An 18,055-nucleotide genomic window follows, 5' to 3' on the forward strand; every position below is an offset into this window, starting at 1 on the left:
CCCCCCCCCCCCCCCCCCCCCCCCCCCCCCCCCCCCCCCCCCCCCCCCCCCCCCCCCCCCCCCCCCCCCCCCCCCGCTGCCCTCTCAAACCTGCAGAACGCTGGACACCAGCAACTGCGTATAGCCATGCTGTGGATCGTCCAGCACCTGATCGGTCAGCCCCGCCTCGACCACCGCGCCGCCCTTCATCACCATCAGCCGGTCCGCCAGCAGGCGCACCACGGCAAGGTCATGCGTCACCACGATGGCGCTCAGCCCCATCTCGCGCACCAGCCCGCGCAGCAGGTCGAGCAGCCGCGCCTGCACGCTGACATCAAGCCCGCCCGTCGGCTCATCCATGAACACCAGCCGCGGCCCGGTCACCAGATTTCGCGCGATCTGCAGCCGCTGCTGCATGCCGCCGGAAAAGGCGCGCGGGCGATCGTCGATGCGATCTGCGGCGATTTCCACCCGGCCCAGCCAGTCGGTGGCCTGTTCGCGAATGTCGCCGTAATGGCGCGCCCCCACGGCCATCAGCCGCTCGCCCACGTTCGCACCGGCGCTGACGCCCATGCGCAGCCCGTCGCGGGCGTTCTGATGCACGAACGCCCAGTCGGTGCGCCCCAGCATCCGCCGCGCCGGTTCCGACATGCGCAGCACGTCCTGCGGGCCGTGATCGCGCGTATCGAAAATCACCTCGCCCGCATCCGGGCTCAGATGCCCTGCAAGGCAGCTCAGCAGCGTCGACTTGCCCGATCCGCTTTCACCGACGATGCCCATCACCTCGCCGGGATAGAGATCAAAGCTGACATTGCCGCAGCCCAGCCGGGCGCCGTAATGTTTGGTCAGGCCACGGGCCTGTAGCAGCGGGGTCATGCCATATCCTCCGGCGAGAGCCTGCCGCGATGGCCACCCTCGCGCCGCCCGGTGCAGAAATCGGTATCCGAACAAACGAACATCCGCCCGCCCGCATCATCCACGATCACCTCGTCGAGATAGCTGGTGGCGCAGCCGCACAGATCGCAGTCGTGGTCGGCCTTGCTGGCCTCGAACGGGTGATCCTCGAAATCGAGACTGGTCACCCGGCAATAGGGCGGCAGCGCGTAGATGCGCTGTTCGCGCCCGGCACCAAACAGCTGGATCGCGGCGCTTTCCAGCTTCGGGTTGTCGAATTTCGGGATCGGCGACGGGTCCATGACGTAGCGCCCTTCGACCTTGACCGGATAGGCATAGGCGGTTGAAATCTCGCCATTATGGGCGATGTCTTCGTAGAGCTTGACGTGCATAAGCCCATATTCCTCCAGCGCGTGCATCCGCCGGGTTTCTGTCTCGCGCGGTTCGAGAAAACGCAGCGGTTCCGGGATCGGCACCTGATAGACAAGGATCTGCCCCTCGCTCAGCGGGGTTTCGGGGATGCGGTGACGGGTCTGGATCACGCTCGCCTGCGCCGTCTGCTCGGTCACGGCGACCCCCGCCGTGCGTTGAAAGAACTTGCGGATCGACACGGCGTTGGTGGTGTCGTCGGCCCCTTGGTCGATGACCTTGAGCGTATCTTCCGGCGTCAGGCAGGCCGCCGTGACCTGCACGCCGCCGGTGCCCCAGCCGTAAGGCATCGGCATTTCGCGGCTGGCAAAGGGCACCTGATAGCCGGGGATCGCCAGCGCCTTGAGCAGCGCGCGGCGGATCATCCGCTTGGTCTGCTCATCCAGATAGGCAAAGTTGTAATTCGGATCATGAAGGGTCATTGCGCCGCCTCGATTTTGTGAAAGGGTGCAACCATCGCCCCCAAGCAAGAGCCCGCCCGATGACCCCATTCGATCTGTTCGACCTTGTCGATGAAAACCTTGTAGAGACCTTGTGCTTCCTTGCGGTGGTAGGCTTCCTGATCGCCCACGCCTTTGGCTATTTCCGCGGCGACGGCCCCGACACGGGCGGCGACCTCAGCGAGCCCGACCGAGCCTGTGACAGGGGAGATGACGGCGGAGAGGACGGAGACTGAGCTCATTGCGCCGCCTCCTTCATCTCGCCCATCGCCTCGCGGCGCATCCGGCGCACCAGCTCCAGTTCTGACTGGAAATCGACATAATGGGGCAGCTTGATATGTTCGAGAAACCCCGTCGCCTGAATGTTGTCGCCATGCGCCAGCACGAATTCCGCGTCCTGCGCCGGGGCGCCAACATCTTCCTCGCCCAGCTCGTCCCAGCGCAGCGCCCGATCAACCAGCGCCATGGAAATCGCCTTGCGTTCGCTCTGGCCAAAGACCAGCCCATAGCCGCGGGTGAACTGCGCCGGTTCGCTCTTTGACCCGGTGAACTGGTTGACCGTCTCGCATTCGGTCAGGGTGACCTCGCCGATGCAGATGTCAAAGCCCAGCTCGGGGATGTCCATCGCCACCTCGACGGCGCCGATGCGCAGCTCGCCCACGAAAGGGTGGTTGCGCCCATAGCCGCGCTGGGTGCTGTAGGCCATGCCAAGCACGAAGCCCTCGTCGCTGCGGGTCAGCGCTTGTAGCCGCAGATCGCGGCCCGCCGGGAATTCCAGCGGCTCGCGGGTCAGATCGGCCGGGGTGTCGTCTGATGGCTGTTCTTGCTGGATCAGCCCGTCGGCATTGAGGAAATCCATGATGCGGGGCGTGTCTCCCGCCACCGGATCGCCCTGCCGCGCCACCGGGGCTTCGCCCTCGGCGGCCAGCGCGAAATCCAGCAGCCGGTGGGTATAGTCAAAGGTCGGCCCCAGCACCTGCCCCCCCGGCGCATCCTTGAAGGTCGCGCTGATGCGCCGGTCGCAGCGCATCGCGGCGGTGTCGAGCGGCTTTGAGGCGCCAAAGCGCGGCAGCGTGGTGCGATAGGCGCGGATCAGAAAGATCGCCTCGATCAGGTCGCCGCGCGCCTGCTTGATCGCCAGCGCCGCAAGATCGGGATCATAGAGCGAGCCCTCGGCCATCACCCGGTTCACCGCCAGCGCCATCTGCTCGCGGATCTGCGCGATGCTCAGCTCGGGGATGGCCGGATCGCCCCGGCGTTCCTCGGCCAGCCAGTCATGGGCTGCGTCTATGGCGCGCTCGCCGCCCTTTACCGCAACATACATTACGATGCCTCCACGATGCTGGTGCGGGGCAGCGCGGCCAGCCGCGTGCCGCAGGTGAAAAAGCAATCCCAGCCCAGCGGGAACAGCGCGTGATTGGCGCGAAACGCCGCGATCTCGGGCAGCGACAGATGCGCCACATCGCGAATGCCGGGGCCGGTAAGCCGCGCGCCGCTGGCGGCCAGCGTGTCGGTCTCGCAGATCAGCATCACCGAGCGGTCAGGGTAATCCGGCGTACCGATGCGGTAGCGGTCCTTGGGGCCAAGCGCGTCCCAGCCGCCAAGGGCGAACATCGCCGCTTCGGGCGTCGTCAGCGGCGCGCCGATGTGAAAACCGACCCAGTCGCGCACCGCCTGCCCGTCATGGCCGGGCGCAAGATACAGCGGGGTTTCCCGATCGCACAGCGTCAGCAGCAGCACGGCAGCGGCAGGGCTGACCGGCGCGGGGGCCTGTGCGCCCGCGACCTCGTGAATTGTGCCGGGGCGGGCCATCGCCTCGAGCGCGGCGCGAAAGGCGCGCGCGCCTTGCTGCGGTGCGTCGGTGAACCCGCCGGTCAGGCTGTCCTGCCGCATCATGCCTCTCCTCTGACCATGGTGAAGAAATCCACCTTTGTTGCCGCCGCTCGTGCCGCGCGGGCGCTGCGGCGGGCGTCTTCGTCCTGCGCCAGCGGGTCCAGAACCTGCGCGCGGATCGCCGCTGCCGTCGCCCCCTGCATCAGCGCATCGACCAGCGCCGCGCGCTGCGCATGCGCCTTGTCGCGCCCCATCACGCAGGCATGGCCGACCTCGCCGCTGCCAAGCCGCAGCGCGCAGCGCGTCACGGTCATCTCGCCAAGGTTGAAGGGGGCGCCGGTGCCCCCGGACCGCCCGCGCATCATCACTCCGCCGATCTCGGGCATCCGCAGCCAGTCAAACTCCGGCGCCTGCGGCATCAACGCCGCCAGCCGCTCTGCCGGGGCGCGGGCCAGAAGGCCCATCCAGCCCTGCCGCTCTGCCGTTTCCGTCATGTCTGTTCCCATCTGGACAACCTTGCCGACTTGTCTAGCTTTCTATACAACTAGACAAATCATGCGCTGATTCTGTCGCTCAGACAAGCCGCCCCCGCATGAAGTTTCAGTGACAAGGAGGGCCACCGTGACCCGCATTCCGGTCTGGAAATCCATCACCACCGAGCTTGAAGGCGAAATCGCCCGCGGGCTGTATCGCCCCGGCGACAAGCTGCCTACCGAGGCCGAACTGTCGCGCCGCTTTGGCGTCAACCGGCATACCGCGCGCCGGGCGCTGGCGGATTTGGCCGCGCGTGGCATCGTCAATTCGCGGCGCGGTGCGGGGGTGTTCGTGACCGCCGCGCCGCTGGACTACCCGATCGGCGGCAAGGTGCGCTTTGCCCAGAACATCCGCGCCTCGGGCCGCCTGCCCGGCCGACGCAGCCTGCGCATCGAAACCCGCCCCGCCAGCACCGAAGAGGCCGCCGCGCTGGCCCTCGCGCCGGGCGAGGCGGTCATCGTCTACGAGGGGTTGTCGCTAGCCGAAGACATGCCCATCGCGCATTTCATCAGCTGCTTTCCCGCTGCGCCCCTGCCCGGCCTGCCCGAAACCCTGACCGAGGTCGTCTCGATCACCGAGGCGCTGCGGCGCAATGGCGTGTCCGATTACACCCGCCTCAGCACCCGGCTGAGCGCAACCCTCGCCTCGCCAACGCAGGCCTTGCACCTTGGCCTGCGCGACGGCGCGCCGTTGCTGCGCAGCGAAAGCGTCAATCAGGACCCAGAGGGCCGCCCCGTCGAATACGGGCTGACATGGTTCGTGGGCGAGCGGGTGACGCTGATCGTCGGGGATGGGGCGAACGGCTGAACACCCGTCATGCGCGTGACAAACAACGCTGCTATCCACGGGAAAAACCGAGGCAACCAGACATGAGCGTGACCCTTCCCCCCCTTCGCCTGACCGGCGCTGCGATCCTGCGGGATGGCGCGTTGCAGAAACGCTCGCTGGTGATCGAGAACGGCCTGATCACCAAGGGCCCCCTGCCCGAAGTCGACATGTCCGGCTATCTGCTGCTGCCCGGCATCATCGACCTGCATGGCGATGCCTTCGAACGTCACATCGCGCCGCGCCCATCGGCGCGAATGCCGATCCGCTCCGGGCTGCGCTGGGCCGCGCGCGAGGCGGCGGCGCATGGCGTCACCACCGCGTGGCTGGCGCAATGCTGGAGCTGGGAAGGCGGGCTACGCGCGCCCGAGTTCGCCGAACAGGTGATGGAGGCGCTGAACGCCGAGCGCACCCGCGCGCTGATCGACCTGCGCATCCAGATCCGCTGCGAAACCCATCTGCCCGACACGCGCCAGCGCCTTCTGACCGCAATCCGCCGTTATGGCATCGATTATGTGGTGTTCAACAACCACCTGCCCGAGGCGCTGGAACTGGCCGCGAGCCAGCCGCACAAGCTGGGGCAATGGGCCTCGACCAACAATTGCACCCCGCCCGAATTCCTGTCGCTGCTGAACGCGGCGCAGGCCCGGTCCCGCGAGGTGCCGCGCCATCTGTGCGCGCTCGCCGAAAGCTTTGACGAATGGGGCGTGCGCTACGGCAGCCACGACGACCCCGATGCCGAAACCCGCGAATATTACCGCATCATCGGCGCGCGCATCGCGGAATTTCCGACCTCGGCCTCGGCGGCGAAACTGGCGCGGGCCTGCAATGATCCGGTGCTGATGGGGGCGCCCAACGTGGTGCGCGGCGGCTCGCAATCGGGCGGCGTGTCGGCGCTGCACCTGATCTCGCGCGGGCTGTGCGATGCGCTGGTGTCCGATTACCATTACCCCTGCCTTGCCGAGGCGGCGTGGGTGCTGGTCGACAAGGGGGTGCGCGATCTGCCACAGGCCTGGGATATGATCAGCCGCGTGCCCGCCGAGATCATGGGCCTTGCCGATCGCGGCAGGCTCGACCATGGCATGCGGGCGGATTTCGTGGTGATCAACGAGGCCACCCGCGAGATCGAGGCGACGGTCAGCGGTGGCCGCCTTGCCTATCTGGCGGGCGAGGCCGGGGCACGGCTGGTCGGCGCGATGGCTGGCCCCCGGCTGGCGGCGGAATAGGCATCAGCCGGGGGCCAGCCATCGCGCCGGTGGCCCTAGCCCCATCGGGCAGGCCACCGGCGCGTGTCAGTCAAAGCCGCGACAGCAGGTCTTGCTTCTTAGCTTCGAATTCCTCGGGCGACAGGATGCCGCTGTCTCGCAGATCGGCGAGCTTGCGGATCAGGCCGATCACATCGTCCTGATTGCCCCCCTGCGCCGGCGCGGCGGCGGGCTGCGCTTGGGGCTGAGGATCGGGCTGCTGGTACTGCGGTTCCTGATACTGCGGTTCCTGATACTGCGGCTGCGGGGCCTCGTAGGACGGCTGGGGCGGGCTCTGGGGCTGCTCGCCGCTCAGCGACACGCGCGGCAGATCCGTCACCCGCACCGTGCCGTATTGGCTGGTGAAGGTCAGCGACATGTCACCGCTTTGCTGCTGCGACACGCCGCCGATCATGTGATCGCCCGTGTCGTACACTTCGATCCGCCCGCCGAAGTCGATGGCAAGACGGCGGCTCTGCGGGAACACCGCATAGCGCAGGTTGTTCTGCGATCCGGTAGACGAGGGCGACCCGAGCTCGGCCGGCCATTGCGAACCAAAGCTGCCGCCCTGAATGAACAGGCTCGATCCGCCGCCGCTGGATTGCGACTGGCTCTGGCTGCCCATCTGCGGCTGATAGGGCGCGGGCGCGGGCTTGAACAGCTGCATCCGGTTCATCAGGTTCGACAGCTCGGTGCACAGCCCGTCCACCGTGGCCTTGAGCCCGTTGTTGAACATATCGCCAACCATGGTCATGCCGCCCATGGACCATTGGCCCATGCCGCCCAGCTCGTTATGGCTGAACTGCGCCTGCGTGCCGCCGCCATTGGCCAGCGCGTTGAGCAGCGTTTCGGCGGCGTCCATCGACACCCCGTAGCGTCCTGCGATCTCCGAGACTGCCTGGGCCCCGTCCTGTGTGAGCCTTGTCATGGCGTCTGATTCCTATCCTGAAAGTAGAGTTAGGCTCGCCCTAACACGTTGACACAACGGCAACCACCAAAGCAGCGCTATGTTTCAGCCTTCTCACGAAGATAGTTTTTTAGCCGAATTTTTCAACGAAAGCGTCTATTTCAAGCGCTCTGAAAACGGGCAGACGCCCGAAAACTGACGCCTGATCCCGCGCGCAATACGCCCGACCACCCACGCCTTGGGCAATCGGGCCGAAACCCGCTCGCGCAAGGCCCCCCGGGCCCACCAGCGCCGCCTCTGATACCATGCTTTGGCAAGCTGGCGCTTCGGCGGACCCCGGATCAGGGCCGGGGCGCGCCGTCACGCCCCCCGGATCAGCTTGCGGCGCAGCCAGCCCGACAGGCTGTCCATCGCCATCACCATCAGCACGATCAGGATGATGTAATAGCTCACCTCTTCCCAATCCTTCTGGGTGATCATCGCCTGCGTCAGCAGCAACCCGATGCCGCCGCCGGTGATCGCGCCGATGATGGTGGCGCTTCGGGTGTTGGATTCGAGGTAATACAGCACCTGACTGACCAGCACCGGGGTGATCTGCGGGATCACGCCAAAGCGGTAGCGCTGAACAGGGCGCGCCCCGGTCGAGGCCAGCCCTTCGATCTGCTTGCCATCGACGTTTTCCAGCGCTTCGGAGAACAGTTTGCCAAAGCTGCCGGTATCGGTCAGCAGGATCGCCAGCGCGCCGGTCATCGGCCCCGGCCCGAAGGCGCGGCTGAGCACGATGGTCCAGATCAGCCCGTCCACCCCGCGCAGAAAATCAAAGATCCGCCGCGCGCCGAAACGCAGCGCGCCCAGCGGGGTGAAGTTCTTGGCCGCGAGGAACGCAACCGGCAGCGCGATGATCGCCGCGCCAAAGGTGCCAAGGAACGCCATCAGCACGGTTTCGAACAGCGCCCAGACCACGTCGGAATGCCGCCACATGGCGTTGTTCCAGAAATCATGCCACGCGCCCGACAGGTTGCTGCAGGCCGGATCGATGCGATCGCCGAAAAGCTGCGCCAGCGAGGCGCCGTGATAGGGGCTATCGAGGGTGAAGAAGAACAGCTCCCAGCCGGGAAAATAGCGGAACAGCTCGGTGCGGTTGCGGGTCAGCGACACGCGCCCATGCGAGGTTTCAAGCTGAAAGCGGGTGTTCGAGGCGGAAATCCAGTCCGGCGCATCGGTGACGTTGGATACGACGCTGTGCCCGTCAAGACGCGCTTCGATGGGCGCGCGACCGGGCATGGCATAGGTAAAGCCGCCCTCGGGGAAAAAGCTGACGACATGGCCGTCGCCAAGGTCGATCCGAGTGCCGGCGGGGTCCATCTGCACCCAGTCCGGCTCGGTGCCGGGGGGGTATTCGCCCTTGCGCTCGCCTTCGATCGCGACCACGACCTCGCCGTTGCGGTTGTCCTGCGCAACGCGGGTCTTGTAGCTCCAGATGTCCGACATCAGCGTGCGGGCATTGTCGAGCCGGGCGCGCTCTGCCAGCCCCGGAATGTCGAAGGCAAGGAAGACATAGGCGAGGTAGATCAGCACCACGGCGGGCAGGCCGAAGGCGGCCAGTTTCTTGCGGGCAAAGAGGCGGTCCGCCTCGGCGTAAAGCGCGGCGTCGGTCATGCCCGGCCTCCCTTTTTGGCGATCATCAGGTTACGGACGTGGCTGGACAACTGGTCGAACACCACGATGGTGATGAACAGCAGCAGGAAGATCGCCGCCGCCTCGTCGAACCGGCCCTTGCCCCAGGACATGGCGTTCTTGAGCTCGGAGCCGATGCCGCCGGCGCCGACAAAGCCAAGGATGGCCGAGGCGCGGATGTTGATTTCGAACCGCAGCAAGGCATAGCTGAAGTAGTTGGGCGAAACCTGCGGCACCACGCCCAGCCACATGCGTTGCAACCATGTGGCACCGACCGATTGCAGCCCCTCGACGGGTTTCAGATCGGCGTTCTCGTTGACCTCGGAGAACAGCTTGCCCAGCGCACCGGCGGTGTGAAAGGCGATGGCGATCATCGCCGGCACCGGCCCGCCCCCCAGCACAAAGATCAGCACCAGCGCGATGACGATCTCGGGCACGGCGCGCATGATGTCCATGGCGCGGCGAAACACCGGGATCAGGCGCGGCCAACGCGCCAGCCCGCGTGTCGAGAGCATCGACAGCCCCATGGCGAACCCAGCCCCGATCAGGGTCGAGACAGCGGCGATGTTGATGGTTTCCAACAGCGCGGGAAAGTAATCGACCATATGGCCGGGCAGCAGGTGCAGCTTGGGCCATGTGTCGGCGATCACATCCGCCGGAAAGGCAAAGATATTCGGCAGCCCGTCCCAGAACCCGCCCGCGTTGCGATCATCGGCCAGCGTGAACCCGGACGCCATCAGCGCCACGAACACCAGCAAAAGAATGCCGCCGTAAAGCCGCTTGCGGCGGGCCTGCTCAAGATAGCCCTCGCGGATCGAGGCGATGTCGGCGGATATATCGGTCATGTGGGAAGGCTTTCTGCAACGGAAAGGGGGCCCGCCATGCGGACCCCCAGAGCGCGTTTCGCGATCAGTTGGACACGGACTGACGGGCCGCGACGATCGACTTGTACTGCTCGTGGGTCACCGGGATGAAATCCTTGGCATCGCCCGCGGCCACGCCATAGGCGCAATCGGGGTCTTCTTCCCAAAGGTTCGCGGTCAGCTCTGTCACGCTGTCCTTGACGGCCTGCGGCAGCGCCTTGCGCAGCACGAACGGACCTTCGGGGATTTCCTTGGACTGCCAAACCTGCACCATGTCGTTCATGTCGACCAGACCGGCATCCACCGCGCGGCGCAGCGCGCCCGAGTTGTAGCCATCTTCCCAAGCCCCCAGACCGTCGGCCCATGTCACGCCCGCATCGACGTCGCCATTGTAGACCGCAACGATGGTCTGCTCGTGGCCGCCGGTGAACACGACGTCTCCGAAGAACTCGCCCGGCTGCATCGAATAGCCGGCCTCGGCCAGTTCGACCGACGGGATCAGGTAGCCCGAGGTCGAGTTCGGGTCGCCGAATCCGAACGTCTTGCCCTTGATGTCATCGACCGAGGTGATGCCGCTGTCCTTGCGGGCAAAGCCGATCGAATAATAACCGATGGAGCCGTCTTCGTTCTGCTTGACCAGCACCGGCTCGACCGCCTCTGGGTCGGCGATATACGTCCCGGCATAGGACGATGCGCCCATCCAGGCCGCGTCGATGGTGCCGCCCAGCAGGCCCTGCATCACGCCGTTGTAATCGGCGGGGGTGAAGATCTTGACCTCGACGCCCAGCGCTGCGGCGATCTTGTCGGCATAGCACTGTTGGTTGGCCAGACGATCCTGGGCGTTTTCGCCGCCAAGGATGCCAAGGCGGAATTCGGTGATCTCTTGCGCCGAAGCGGCAGAGACAAGCGCGGAGGTGGCCAGCGCGGCTGCGATGAGGTGCTTCATGGGTTGTCCCTTTGTCATGACGTATCAGACCGCGACTTCCGCCTGCCGGATCTCTGTCCGGGCAACGGCGACGGGATCGCGGATTTCGGTAGAGGTGGCGTCTTCGGAAAAATCCGCCCCCGCGCCATAGATGTCGCGGGCAACGCCGGTGGTCAGCTGCTCGGGCGTGCCGTCAAAGACGATCCGCCCAAGGCGCATTCCGATCACCCGGTCGCAATAGCGCCGGGCGGTATCAAGCGTGTGCAGGTTGGCGATGACCATGCGGCCGTCTTCGTCATGGATGCGGCGCAGCGCCTCCATCACGATCTGCGCATTCATCGGATCGAGGCTGGCGATGGGTTCATCCGCAAGAATGACCTTGGGGTCCTGCATCAGCGCCCGCGCGATGGCGACGCGCTGCTGCTGGCCGCCCGACAGCGCCTCGGCCCGCTTGGCCGCATGGCCCGCGATGCCCAGCCGATCAAGAATGTCGATGGCGCGGTGAATGTCGGCTTGCGGATACAGGTTGAACATCGTGCTGATGACAGGGCGGCGCGCCAGCGTGCCATGCAGCACGTTCGACACCACGTCCATGCGCGGCACGAGGTTGAACTGCTGGAAGATCATCGCGCAGTCGCTTTGCCACTGGCGCTTGTCTCGCCCCCTAAGCGCCAGCACGTTGCGCCCTTCAAAGCGCAGCTCGCCCTCGGAGGCGTCGGTCAGCCGGTTCATCATGCGCAGGAAGGTCGATTTGCCCGCCCCGGATGCCCCGATGATACCGATCATCATCGGACGATCGACGCTGAAGCTTGCGCTGTCCACGGCATTGTTCGCGCCAAAGCGCTTCGTCAGCTTGTCAACGACGAGCATGTGTCCCCCGGATGTCTTGTTCCGAGGCGGGGTGTGCGCCTGCTTCGTAGCAAGAGCGTGACAGCGTTGATTCCAAACCATGACACGGCAATGAAGCTTTGATGACAGCCGCTGCCCGCTTGCCTATCCACGCCTGCGCCGCGTACAAGGTCGCAAAGACTGACCGATCCGCGAGGCCGGTCCCCCTGTCCGAAAGCTCCAAGCGTCATGCAGACCAGCCCCTCGCCCTCTGTCCCCCTGACCCATATGCTGACCGGGGCGTTGCTGATCGCCGTCACGGTGTTGGTCGCGATCCGCGAATGGGCGCATACCCCGGCACTGGATCCGATCACCTTTGCGCTGTGGGTGGTGCTGGTGGCGGCGTTGTGCGTCATGGTGAAACCGGGGCGCAGGGCCTTCGTAGTGGCCGCCGTCGTGCTGACCGGGCTGCTGGTGTGGCAAGTGCCGGACTGGCAGGCGGTGGTGGTGCGGGCGTTGGTGTCGGGCACCTTTATTGCCGCCTTCTTCACCGCGCTGGCAACGCTGCGCAGCGCCGCCGAGCCCTCGCCCGAGATTCGCGAGGCAGGGTCTTTCCTTGCCCGCCAGCCGCCGGGACGGCGCTATCTGGCGCTGACCCTTGGCGGCACCGGCTTTGCCCTGCTGCTCAATTACGGCTCGATCGCGCTGCTGGGCTCACTGGCCACCGCCGCCGCGCGCGAAGAGCCCGACGAGGAAATCCGCAACCACCGCCGCCGCCGCATGCTGCTGGCGATCCAGCGCGGCTTTGTCACCTCGCTGCCGTGGTCGCCGCTAAGCTTTTCCATCGCCATCACCACGGCGCTGATTCCGGGCGGCTCATGGGCAGGGGTGATTGTGCCGGCCTTTGTCTCGGCAGCGCTGATGACGCTGCTCGGCTGGGGGCTGGACACGGTGATGAAACCGAAGCTGAAGCGCCCCGCCCCGCCGCGCGGCGCGCCGGACAATCATTGGGAAAAGCTCAAGCCGCTGGCGTGGCTGCTGGGGGTGCTGGTGGTGTCGGTGCTGGCGCTAGGCTGGGTCACCGGGCTGCGCATCATCGCGCTGGTGCTGGTCATCGTGCCGGTGATGGCGCTGGTCTGGACGTGGATGCAAACCCGCAGCGGCGGCCTGCCGATGCGCACCCGCCTGTTCGATTACGCCTTTCGCGAGATGCCGGGCTATAAATCCGAAGTGCTGCTGCTGATGATGGCGGGCTATATCGGCACCGTCGGCGCGCCGCTGTTGGCGCCGCTGGTCAAGGCCAGCGGCTTTCATCCCGAAGACCTGCCGACATGGCTGGTGCTGGTCGGGCTTGTCTGGATCGTCCCGTTGCTTGGGCAATTCGCGATGAACCCGATCCTTGCGGTGTCGCTGATCGCGCCGCTGCTGCCGAGCCCGGACGTGCTGGGCATTCCCCCCGCCGCGATTGTTCTTGCCATCGTGTCGGGCTGGGCGCTTGGCGGCATCAGTTCGCCCTTCACCGCGACGACGCTGCTGACCGGCGCGTTCGGCGGTGTATCGGCGCGGCAGGTGGGCGTGGGGTGGAACGGTGCCTATATGCTGGTCCTTCTGGCGGTGATCCCGGTCTGGGTGCTGGCCTACGCTTTCCTTTTCGCCTGAAACCGCTTGCAGACGAACGATCCCGGACGCAGGCTTCGCGCATAACGACGCGAAGGACTGCCCGCGATGCCCCTGACGAGCCCGCCGATCTTTGACGGCCACAACGATCTGATCCTGCGCCTGCTGCGCGGCACCGCCACGCCCGAAGGCGTCGCGGCGGGCCTTGAGGGCGGGCACATTGATCTGCCGCGGGCGCAGGCGGGCGGGTTCGGCGGCGGCTTCTTCGCCATCTACGTGCCCTCGCCCGTCGACAAGGACGCCAAGGCCGAGGAGATGTCGCACCCGAGCTACGACCTGCCCCTGCCCGCGCAGATCCCCCAGCCCGAGGCGCTGCGCATCACGCTTGAGGGCGCCGACGCGCTCGAGGCGCTCGAAGCCGCCGGCGCGTTGACCATCTGCCGCACCGTCGCCGAGCTCGAAGCCGCGATCCACGCTCCGAAGATGGCCGCGATCATGCATATCGAAGGCGCCGAGGCCATCGACCCCGAGTTCGAGATCCTGCACCAGATGCACGCCCGCGGGCTGCGCTCGCTTGGGCCGGTGTGGTCGCGCCCGACGATCTTTGGCAACGGCGTGCCCTTCCGCTTCCCCTCGACCGGCGACATCGGCGACGGGCTGAGCGAGCATGGCAAGCGGCTGGTGGCAGAGTGCAACGCACTGAAAATCATGATCGACCTCAGCCATCTGAACGAAAAGGGCATGGATGACGTGGCCGCGATTTCAGACGCGCCGCTGGTCGCCACCCATTCCAACGCCTACGCGGTTACCCCGCATTCCCGTAACCTGACCGACCGGCAGCTGGCCCAGATCGCACAGAGCGATGGAATGGTGGGCATCAACTTTGCCTCGGCCTTCCTGCGGCCCGACGGGCAGATGGACAGTGATTTTTCTCTTGACGTGATGATGAGTCATCTTGACCATCTGGTAAAAATTCTGGGCGAGGACCGGGTTGGCTTTGGATCGGATTTCGACGGCGCGCTGGTGCCGAAGGACATCGGCAGCGTCGCCGGGCTTCCGGCGCTGCGCCAGGCCATGATCGACCACGGCATCGGTGACGAAATGATGGAAAAACTGTGCTATCGCAACTGGCTGCGCGTGCTGCGCAAGACCTGGGGCGCCTGAGACAAGCAAAAAGCCGGAAAACCGGCATCGCATAGTCAACCGGGAGTATAACATGACAAAGACAAACCGCAGCCTGCGCACCGCCGCGCTGCTCGCCGCCCTGATGGGCGGCGTCGCCCTGCCCGCCATGGCGGAAACCCCGCCGAACATGCTGGTGATCGCCAACCGCATCGACGACATCAAGACCTTCGATCCGGCCGAAAGCTTTGAATTCGCTGGCGCGGACGTGTCGCGCAACGTCTACGAAAAGCTGGTGAATTTCGATCCGCTTGACCTCGACGCAGGCTTCCAGCCCGAACTGGCCGAAAGCTGGGAGGTGTCCGAGGATGGCACCGTCATCACCTTCACCATGGCCGAGGGCCATGTCTTTGCCTCCGGCAACCCGGTGACAGCCAAGGACGCGGCCTTCTCGCTGCAACGGGCCGTCAAGCTCGACAAGACGCCGAGCTTCATCCTGACCCAGTTCGGCTTCACCCCCGACAATGTCGATGAAATGATCAAGGCCACCGATGACAAGACGCTGGTCGTCACGCTTGATCAGAAATACGCGGTGTCCTTCGTGCTCAACTGCCTGACCGCGACCATCGGCGGCATCGTCGACATGGAAACCGTGATGGCCAACGAGACCGATGGCGACATGGGCTCGGCATGGCTGCGCACCAACACCGCCGGGTCCGGCCCCTACAAGGTGGTCGACTGGAAGCCCAATGAATCGGTGCTGATGGATCTCAACCCCAGCTACGGCGGCGAGACACCGGCGATGCAGCGGGTGATCGTTCAGCATATTCAGGAATCCGCCACGCAGCGCCTGCAACTGGAACGCGGCGACATCGACATCGCCCGCAACCTGTCGCCCGAAGACGTGGCCTCGATCAAGGAGCAGGACGGGCTCAAGGTCGTCGACGAGCTCAAGGGCCGCCTGATGTACTGGTCCGCCAACCAGAAGAAAGAGATGCTCACCGATCCCAAGCTGCTTGAGGCGCTGAAATGGGTGGTCGATTACCAGGGCATGGCCGACAGCTTCCTGAACGGGCAATATACCGTGCATCAGGCCTTCCTGCCGCTGACCTTCCTTGGCGCGCTGACCGAAAAGCCGTTCACCTACGACATGGACAAGGCCAAGGCCGCGCTGGCGGAATCCGGCTACCCTGACTGCGGCCCGATCGAGATTTCGGTGCGCGAAGCGCAGGAACGCATGGACATCGCCCAGTCGCTGCAAAACACCTGGAACCAGCTGGGCTGCGACGTGTCGCTGATCGTCGGCACAGGGGCGCAGACGCTCGACCGCTACCGCGCGCGCGAGCATGACATCTACCTTGGCGCATGGGGCCCGGATTATCCCGATCCCAACACCAATGCGGGCACCTTTGCGGTCAACCCCGACAACAGCGACGAGTCGGGCAACACCGGATACCTCGCATGGCGCAACGCCTGGGACATCCCCGAGATGACACAGGACACCCTTGCCGCCGTTGTCGAAAACGATACCGAAACCCGCGCCGAAATGTATATCGACCTGCAAAAACAGCACCAGCAGGTCTCGCCCTTCGGCATCATGTTCCAGCAGATCGAACAGCACGGCATGCGCGAGAACGTGCAGAATTTCGTCTCTGGCGGTGCCACCACGGCGGCGTCCTACTGGGTCGTCACCAAGTAACTCGGATGGGGCGGGCCGCTGCGCCCGCCCCGCCCTTGCGCAAAGACCGGAAAGCCCTTGCCTCAGGATAATACCTCCGCGCCCCCTGCCCGGCGCGCCCCGATTATGCCGCGCTGGCTGCGCAAGCTGCTTGGCACGGTGCTGACCATCGCCATCACCTTGCTGGGCCTGCTCTTCGTGACCTTCATGATCGGGCGCGTCATGCCCATCGACCCGGTGCTTGCAGTGATTGGTGAGCGCGCCACGCAGGCGCAATACGACAAGGTGTTCATCGAGTTGGGCCTCGACAAACCGCTGATCTCGCAATTTCTCATCTATGTCGGCGATGTGCTGCAAGGCGATTTCGGCCGCTCGATCCGCACCGGGCAGCTGGTATCCGATGACATCAAGCGGGTCTTCCCCGCCACGCTGGAACTGGCAACGCTGGGCACCCTGTTCGGGGTGTTCATCGGTGTGCCGCTGGGGGTGCTGGCGGCGGTGTACCGCGGCACGTGGATCGACCAGCTGGCCCGGCTGGTCGGGCTGGTGGGCTATTCCATGCCGATCTTCTGGCTGGGGCTCGTGGGATTGCTGCTGTTCTACGGCATCCTTGGCTGGGTCGCGGGGCCGGGGCGGCTTGGGGTGTTCTATCAGGGCATCGTGCCCGAACGCAGCGGGCTGCTGCTGCTTGATGCCGCCATCGCCCGCGACTGGACGGTGTTCAAGGACGCCTTTTCCCACATCATCCTGCCCGCCGGGCTGCTGGGCTATTTCAGCCTCGCCTATATCAGCCGGATGACCCGCAGCTTCATGCTCGAACAGCTCAGCGCCGAATACATCACCACCGCGCGGGTCAAGGGGCTGTCCGAATGGAACGTGGTCTGGCGCCACGCCTTCCGCAACATCCGCATCCAGCTGGTGACGGTGATCGCGCTGGCCTATGCCAACCTGCTCGAAGGCTCGGTGCTGACCGAGATCATCTTCGCATGGCCCGGCATCGGGCAATACATCACCACCTCGCTGCTGGCCAATGACATGAACTCGGTGCTCGGCGGCACCGTGGTCATCGGCACCATCTTTGTCGGCCTGAACATCTTTTCCGACCTGCTCTACCGCTTCTTCGACCCGAGGGCGAAATGACCCATCAAACCCTCCGCGACTGGCTGCTGACAGACACCCCGCAGTCGCGCCGTCAGGCCAGCGCCGCCGCGTGGTACGCCGGCTGGCTGAAACTCAAGCGCAACACGCTGGCGATGGCCGGGCTGATCGTACTCATTGCGCTGATCCTCGGCGCGCTGTGCGCCCCGCTGCTGGCGACGCAAGACCCGTTCGTGCAGGATCTGGGGGCCCGGCTGCTGGCGCCGGGCACCGACGGCCACATCTTCGGCACCGACAGCCTCGGACGCGACATCTGGTCCCGCCTCATCTACGGCGCGCGCATCTCGCTGTATATTGTCGCGCTGGTGTCGGTGGTGGCACCGCTGCTGGGGCTGATCATCGGCACCGTCGCGGGCTACGCGGGTGGCATCCTCGACGTGGTCCTGATGCGCTTCACCGATATCTTCCTCGCTTTCCCGCGGCTGATCCTCGCACTGGCCTTCGTCGCCGCCCTTGGCGCGGGCATCGAAAACGCCGTGCTCGCCATCTCGCTGACCGCCTGGCCGCCCTACGCGCGCATTGCCCGCGCCGAAACCCTGACCATCCGCAATTCCGATTTCATCCACGCCATCAAGCTGCAAGGCGCTGGCCCCCTGCGCATCATCACCCGCCACGTCTGGCCGCTGTGCATCTCATCCCTCGTGATCCGCGTCACCCTCGACATGGCGGGCATCATCCTCACCGCCGCCGGGCTCGGCTTCCTCGGCCTCGGGGCGCAACCCCCCAGCCCGGAATGGGGCGCCATGGTCTCCGAAGGGCGCAAGTACATCCTCGATTACTGGTGGGTCGCCACCATCCCCGGCCTCGCCATCTTCACCATCTCCCTCGCCTTCAACCTGCTCGGAGACGGGCTGCGCGACGTGCTCGACCCCAGAGAGGCCGGCAAATGATCCCCGCCCCCAGCTTCTTCTGGCCGCAAATATCCCGGGGGGAGCCGCAGGCGGGGGGCCGCGCCCCCCCCCCCCCCCCCCCCCGGGCCCCCCCACCTGTGGCCCCCCCGCGGGGTTTTTGGGTTCACCGCCCGGGCCGGGCAGCGGATAGCACCGGCATCGAGGTCCTCGGCCACGGCGAGTGGCAAGCCCGCCAGCACGGTGTTCAGGGG

General features: G+C 65.8%; 18 protein-coding genes. 8 read left to right on the plus strand and 10 right to left on the minus strand.

Features of this window, described 5'->3' with window-relative positions:
• Positions 1 to 84: 84 nt before the first annotated feature.
• Positions 85 to 855: a phosphonate C-P lyase system protein PhnK gene (gene phnK, locus Q4543_RS21480; RefSeq protein ID WP_216005347.1), complete on the minus strand. Its 771-nt coding sequence runs from the start codon at positions 853 to 855 to the stop codon at positions 85 to 87.
• Positions 852 to 1,724: an alpha-D-ribose 1-methylphosphonate 5-phosphate C-P-lyase PhnJ gene (locus tag Q4543_RS21485; protein ID WP_303441710.1), complete on the minus strand. Its 873-nt coding sequence runs from the start codon at positions 1,722 to 1,724 to the stop codon at positions 852 to 854. The genes phnK and Q4543_RS21485 overlap by 4 nt, the downstream gene beginning before the upstream one ends.
• 59 nt (positions 1,725 to 1,783) lie before the next feature.
• Between Q4543_RS21485 and Q4543_RS21490 the strand changes: the two genes are divergently transcribed.
• The gene (locus Q4543_RS21490; RefSeq protein WP_303441712.1) at positions 1,784 to 1,978 is read left to right on the plus strand and encodes a hypothetical protein; all 195 of its coding nucleotides are present in this window, start codon (positions 1,784 to 1,786) and stop codon (positions 1,976 to 1,978) included.
• A gap of 2 nt (positions 1,979 to 1,980) precedes the next feature.
• On the opposite strand, the gene Q4543_RS21495 is transcribed toward Q4543_RS21490, so the two are convergent.
• The 3 genes from Q4543_RS21495 to phnG are packed head-to-tail and all read right to left on the minus strand — an operon-like array spanning position 1,981 to position 4,069.
• Positions 1,981 to 3,066 carry a carbon-phosphorus lyase complex subunit PhnI gene (locus Q4543_RS21495; RefSeq protein ID WP_303441714.1) on the minus strand — a complete coding sequence of 362 codons (1,086 nt, stop codon included), beginning with the start codon at positions 3,064 to 3,066 and terminating at the stop codon, positions 1,981 to 1,983.
• On the minus strand, positions 3,066 to 3,635 hold the full coding sequence (phnH, locus tag Q4543_RS21500; protein ID WP_303441716.1) for a phosphonate C-P lyase system protein PhnH: 570 nt from the start codon (positions 3,633 to 3,635) through the stop codon (positions 3,066 to 3,068). Before phnH ends, Q4543_RS21495 begins: the two co-directional genes overlap by 1 nt.
• Positions 3,635 to 4,069, minus strand: coding sequence for a phosphonate C-P lyase system protein PhnG (gene phnG / locus Q4543_RS21505; RefSeq protein WP_303441718.1), 435 nt, complete (start codon positions 4,067 to 4,069; stop codon positions 3,635 to 3,637). The genes phnH and phnG overlap by 1 nt, the downstream gene beginning before the upstream one ends.
• A gap of 127 nt (positions 4,070 to 4,196) precedes the next feature.
• On the opposite strand from phnG, the gene phnF reads away from it, so the two are divergent.
• Both phnF and Q4543_RS21515 read left to right on the plus strand, forming a co-directional pair.
• Positions 4,197 to 4,916 (plus strand): phosphonate metabolism transcriptional regulator PhnF, encoded by a 720-nt coding sequence (gene phnF, locus Q4543_RS21510; RefSeq protein WP_303441720.1) that lies wholly within the window; start codon positions 4,197 to 4,199, stop codon positions 4,914 to 4,916.
• Between the two features lie 62 nt (positions 4,917 to 4,978).
• Positions 4,979 to 6,160, plus strand: coding sequence for an alpha-D-ribose 1-methylphosphonate 5-triphosphate diphosphatase (locus tag Q4543_RS21515; protein WP_303441723.1), 1,182 nt, complete (start codon positions 4,979 to 4,981; stop codon positions 6,158 to 6,160).
• A 70-nt stretch (positions 6,161 to 6,230) separates the two neighbouring features.
• Here Q4543_RS21515 and Q4543_RS21520 read toward each other — a convergent pair whose 3' ends face one another.
• The 5 genes from Q4543_RS21520 to phnC form a co-directional block, all read right to left on the minus strand.
• Positions 6,231 to 7,106 carry an SHOCT domain-containing protein gene (locus tag Q4543_RS21520; protein WP_303441725.1) on the minus strand — a complete coding sequence of 292 codons (876 nt, stop codon included), beginning with the start codon at positions 7,104 to 7,106 and terminating at the stop codon, positions 6,231 to 6,233.
• Positions 7,107 to 7,445: 339 nt separating this feature from the next.
• Entirely contained in the window at positions 7,446 to 8,744 is a 1,299-nt protein-coding gene (phnE, locus tag Q4543_RS21525) for a phosphonate ABC transporter, permease protein PhnE (protein ID WP_303441726.1), read from the minus strand.
• Complete coding sequence (gene phnE, locus Q4543_RS21530; RefSeq protein WP_303441727.1) at positions 8,741 to 9,607, minus strand: phosphonate ABC transporter, permease protein PhnE; 867 nt, start codon at positions 9,605 to 9,607, stop codon at positions 8,741 to 8,743. The genes phnE (Q4543_RS21525) and phnE (Q4543_RS21530) overlap by 4 nt, the downstream gene beginning before the upstream one ends.
• 64 nt (positions 9,608 to 9,671) lie before the next feature.
• On the minus strand, positions 9,672 to 10,571 hold the full coding sequence (phnD, locus tag Q4543_RS21535; RefSeq protein WP_303441729.1) for a phosphonate ABC transporter substrate-binding protein: 900 nt from the start codon (positions 10,569 to 10,571) through the stop codon (positions 9,672 to 9,674).
• Positions 10,572 to 10,595: 24 nt separating this feature from the next.
• On the minus strand, positions 10,596 to 11,420 hold the full coding sequence (phnC, locus tag Q4543_RS21540; RefSeq protein WP_303441731.1) for a phosphonate ABC transporter ATP-binding protein: 825 nt from the start codon (positions 11,418 to 11,420) through the stop codon (positions 10,596 to 10,598).
• Between the two features lie 207 nt (positions 11,421 to 11,627).
• Here phnC and Q4543_RS21545 point away from each other — a divergent pair, with 207 nt between their 5' ends.
• From Q4543_RS21545 to Q4543_RS21565, 5 genes are all read left to right on the plus strand, one after another.
• Entirely contained in the window at positions 11,628 to 13,037 is a 1,410-nt protein-coding gene (locus Q4543_RS21545; RefSeq protein ID WP_303441733.1) for a hypothetical protein, read from the plus strand.
• A gap of 72 nt (positions 13,038 to 13,109) precedes the next feature.
• Positions 13,110 to 14,159 (plus strand): dipeptidase, encoded by a 1,050-nt coding sequence (locus Q4543_RS21550; RefSeq protein ID WP_303441762.1) that lies wholly within the window; start codon positions 13,110 to 13,112, stop codon positions 14,157 to 14,159.
• Between the two features lie 52 nt (positions 14,160 to 14,211).
• On the plus strand, positions 14,212 to 15,816 hold the full coding sequence (locus Q4543_RS21555) for an ABC transporter substrate-binding protein (RefSeq protein ID WP_303441758.1): 1,605 nt from the start codon (positions 14,212 to 14,214) through the stop codon (positions 15,814 to 15,816).
• A gap of 105 nt (positions 15,817 to 15,921) precedes the next feature.
• Entirely contained in the window at positions 15,922 to 16,935 is a 1,014-nt protein-coding gene (locus Q4543_RS21560; protein WP_216005407.1) for an ABC transporter permease, read from the plus strand.
• Entirely contained in the window at positions 16,932 to 17,843 is a 912-nt protein-coding gene (locus Q4543_RS21565) for an ABC transporter permease (RefSeq protein WP_303441760.1), read from the plus strand. Before Q4543_RS21560 ends, Q4543_RS21565 begins: the two co-directional genes overlap by 4 nt.
• Positions 17,844 to 18,055 lie beyond the last annotated feature (212 nt).

Origin of the sequence: Salipiger sp. 1_MG-2023 (assembly GCF_030547555.1) — a bacterium.
Classification (GTDB): Bacteria; Pseudomonadota; Alphaproteobacteria; order Rhodobacterales; family Rhodobacteraceae; genus Salipiger.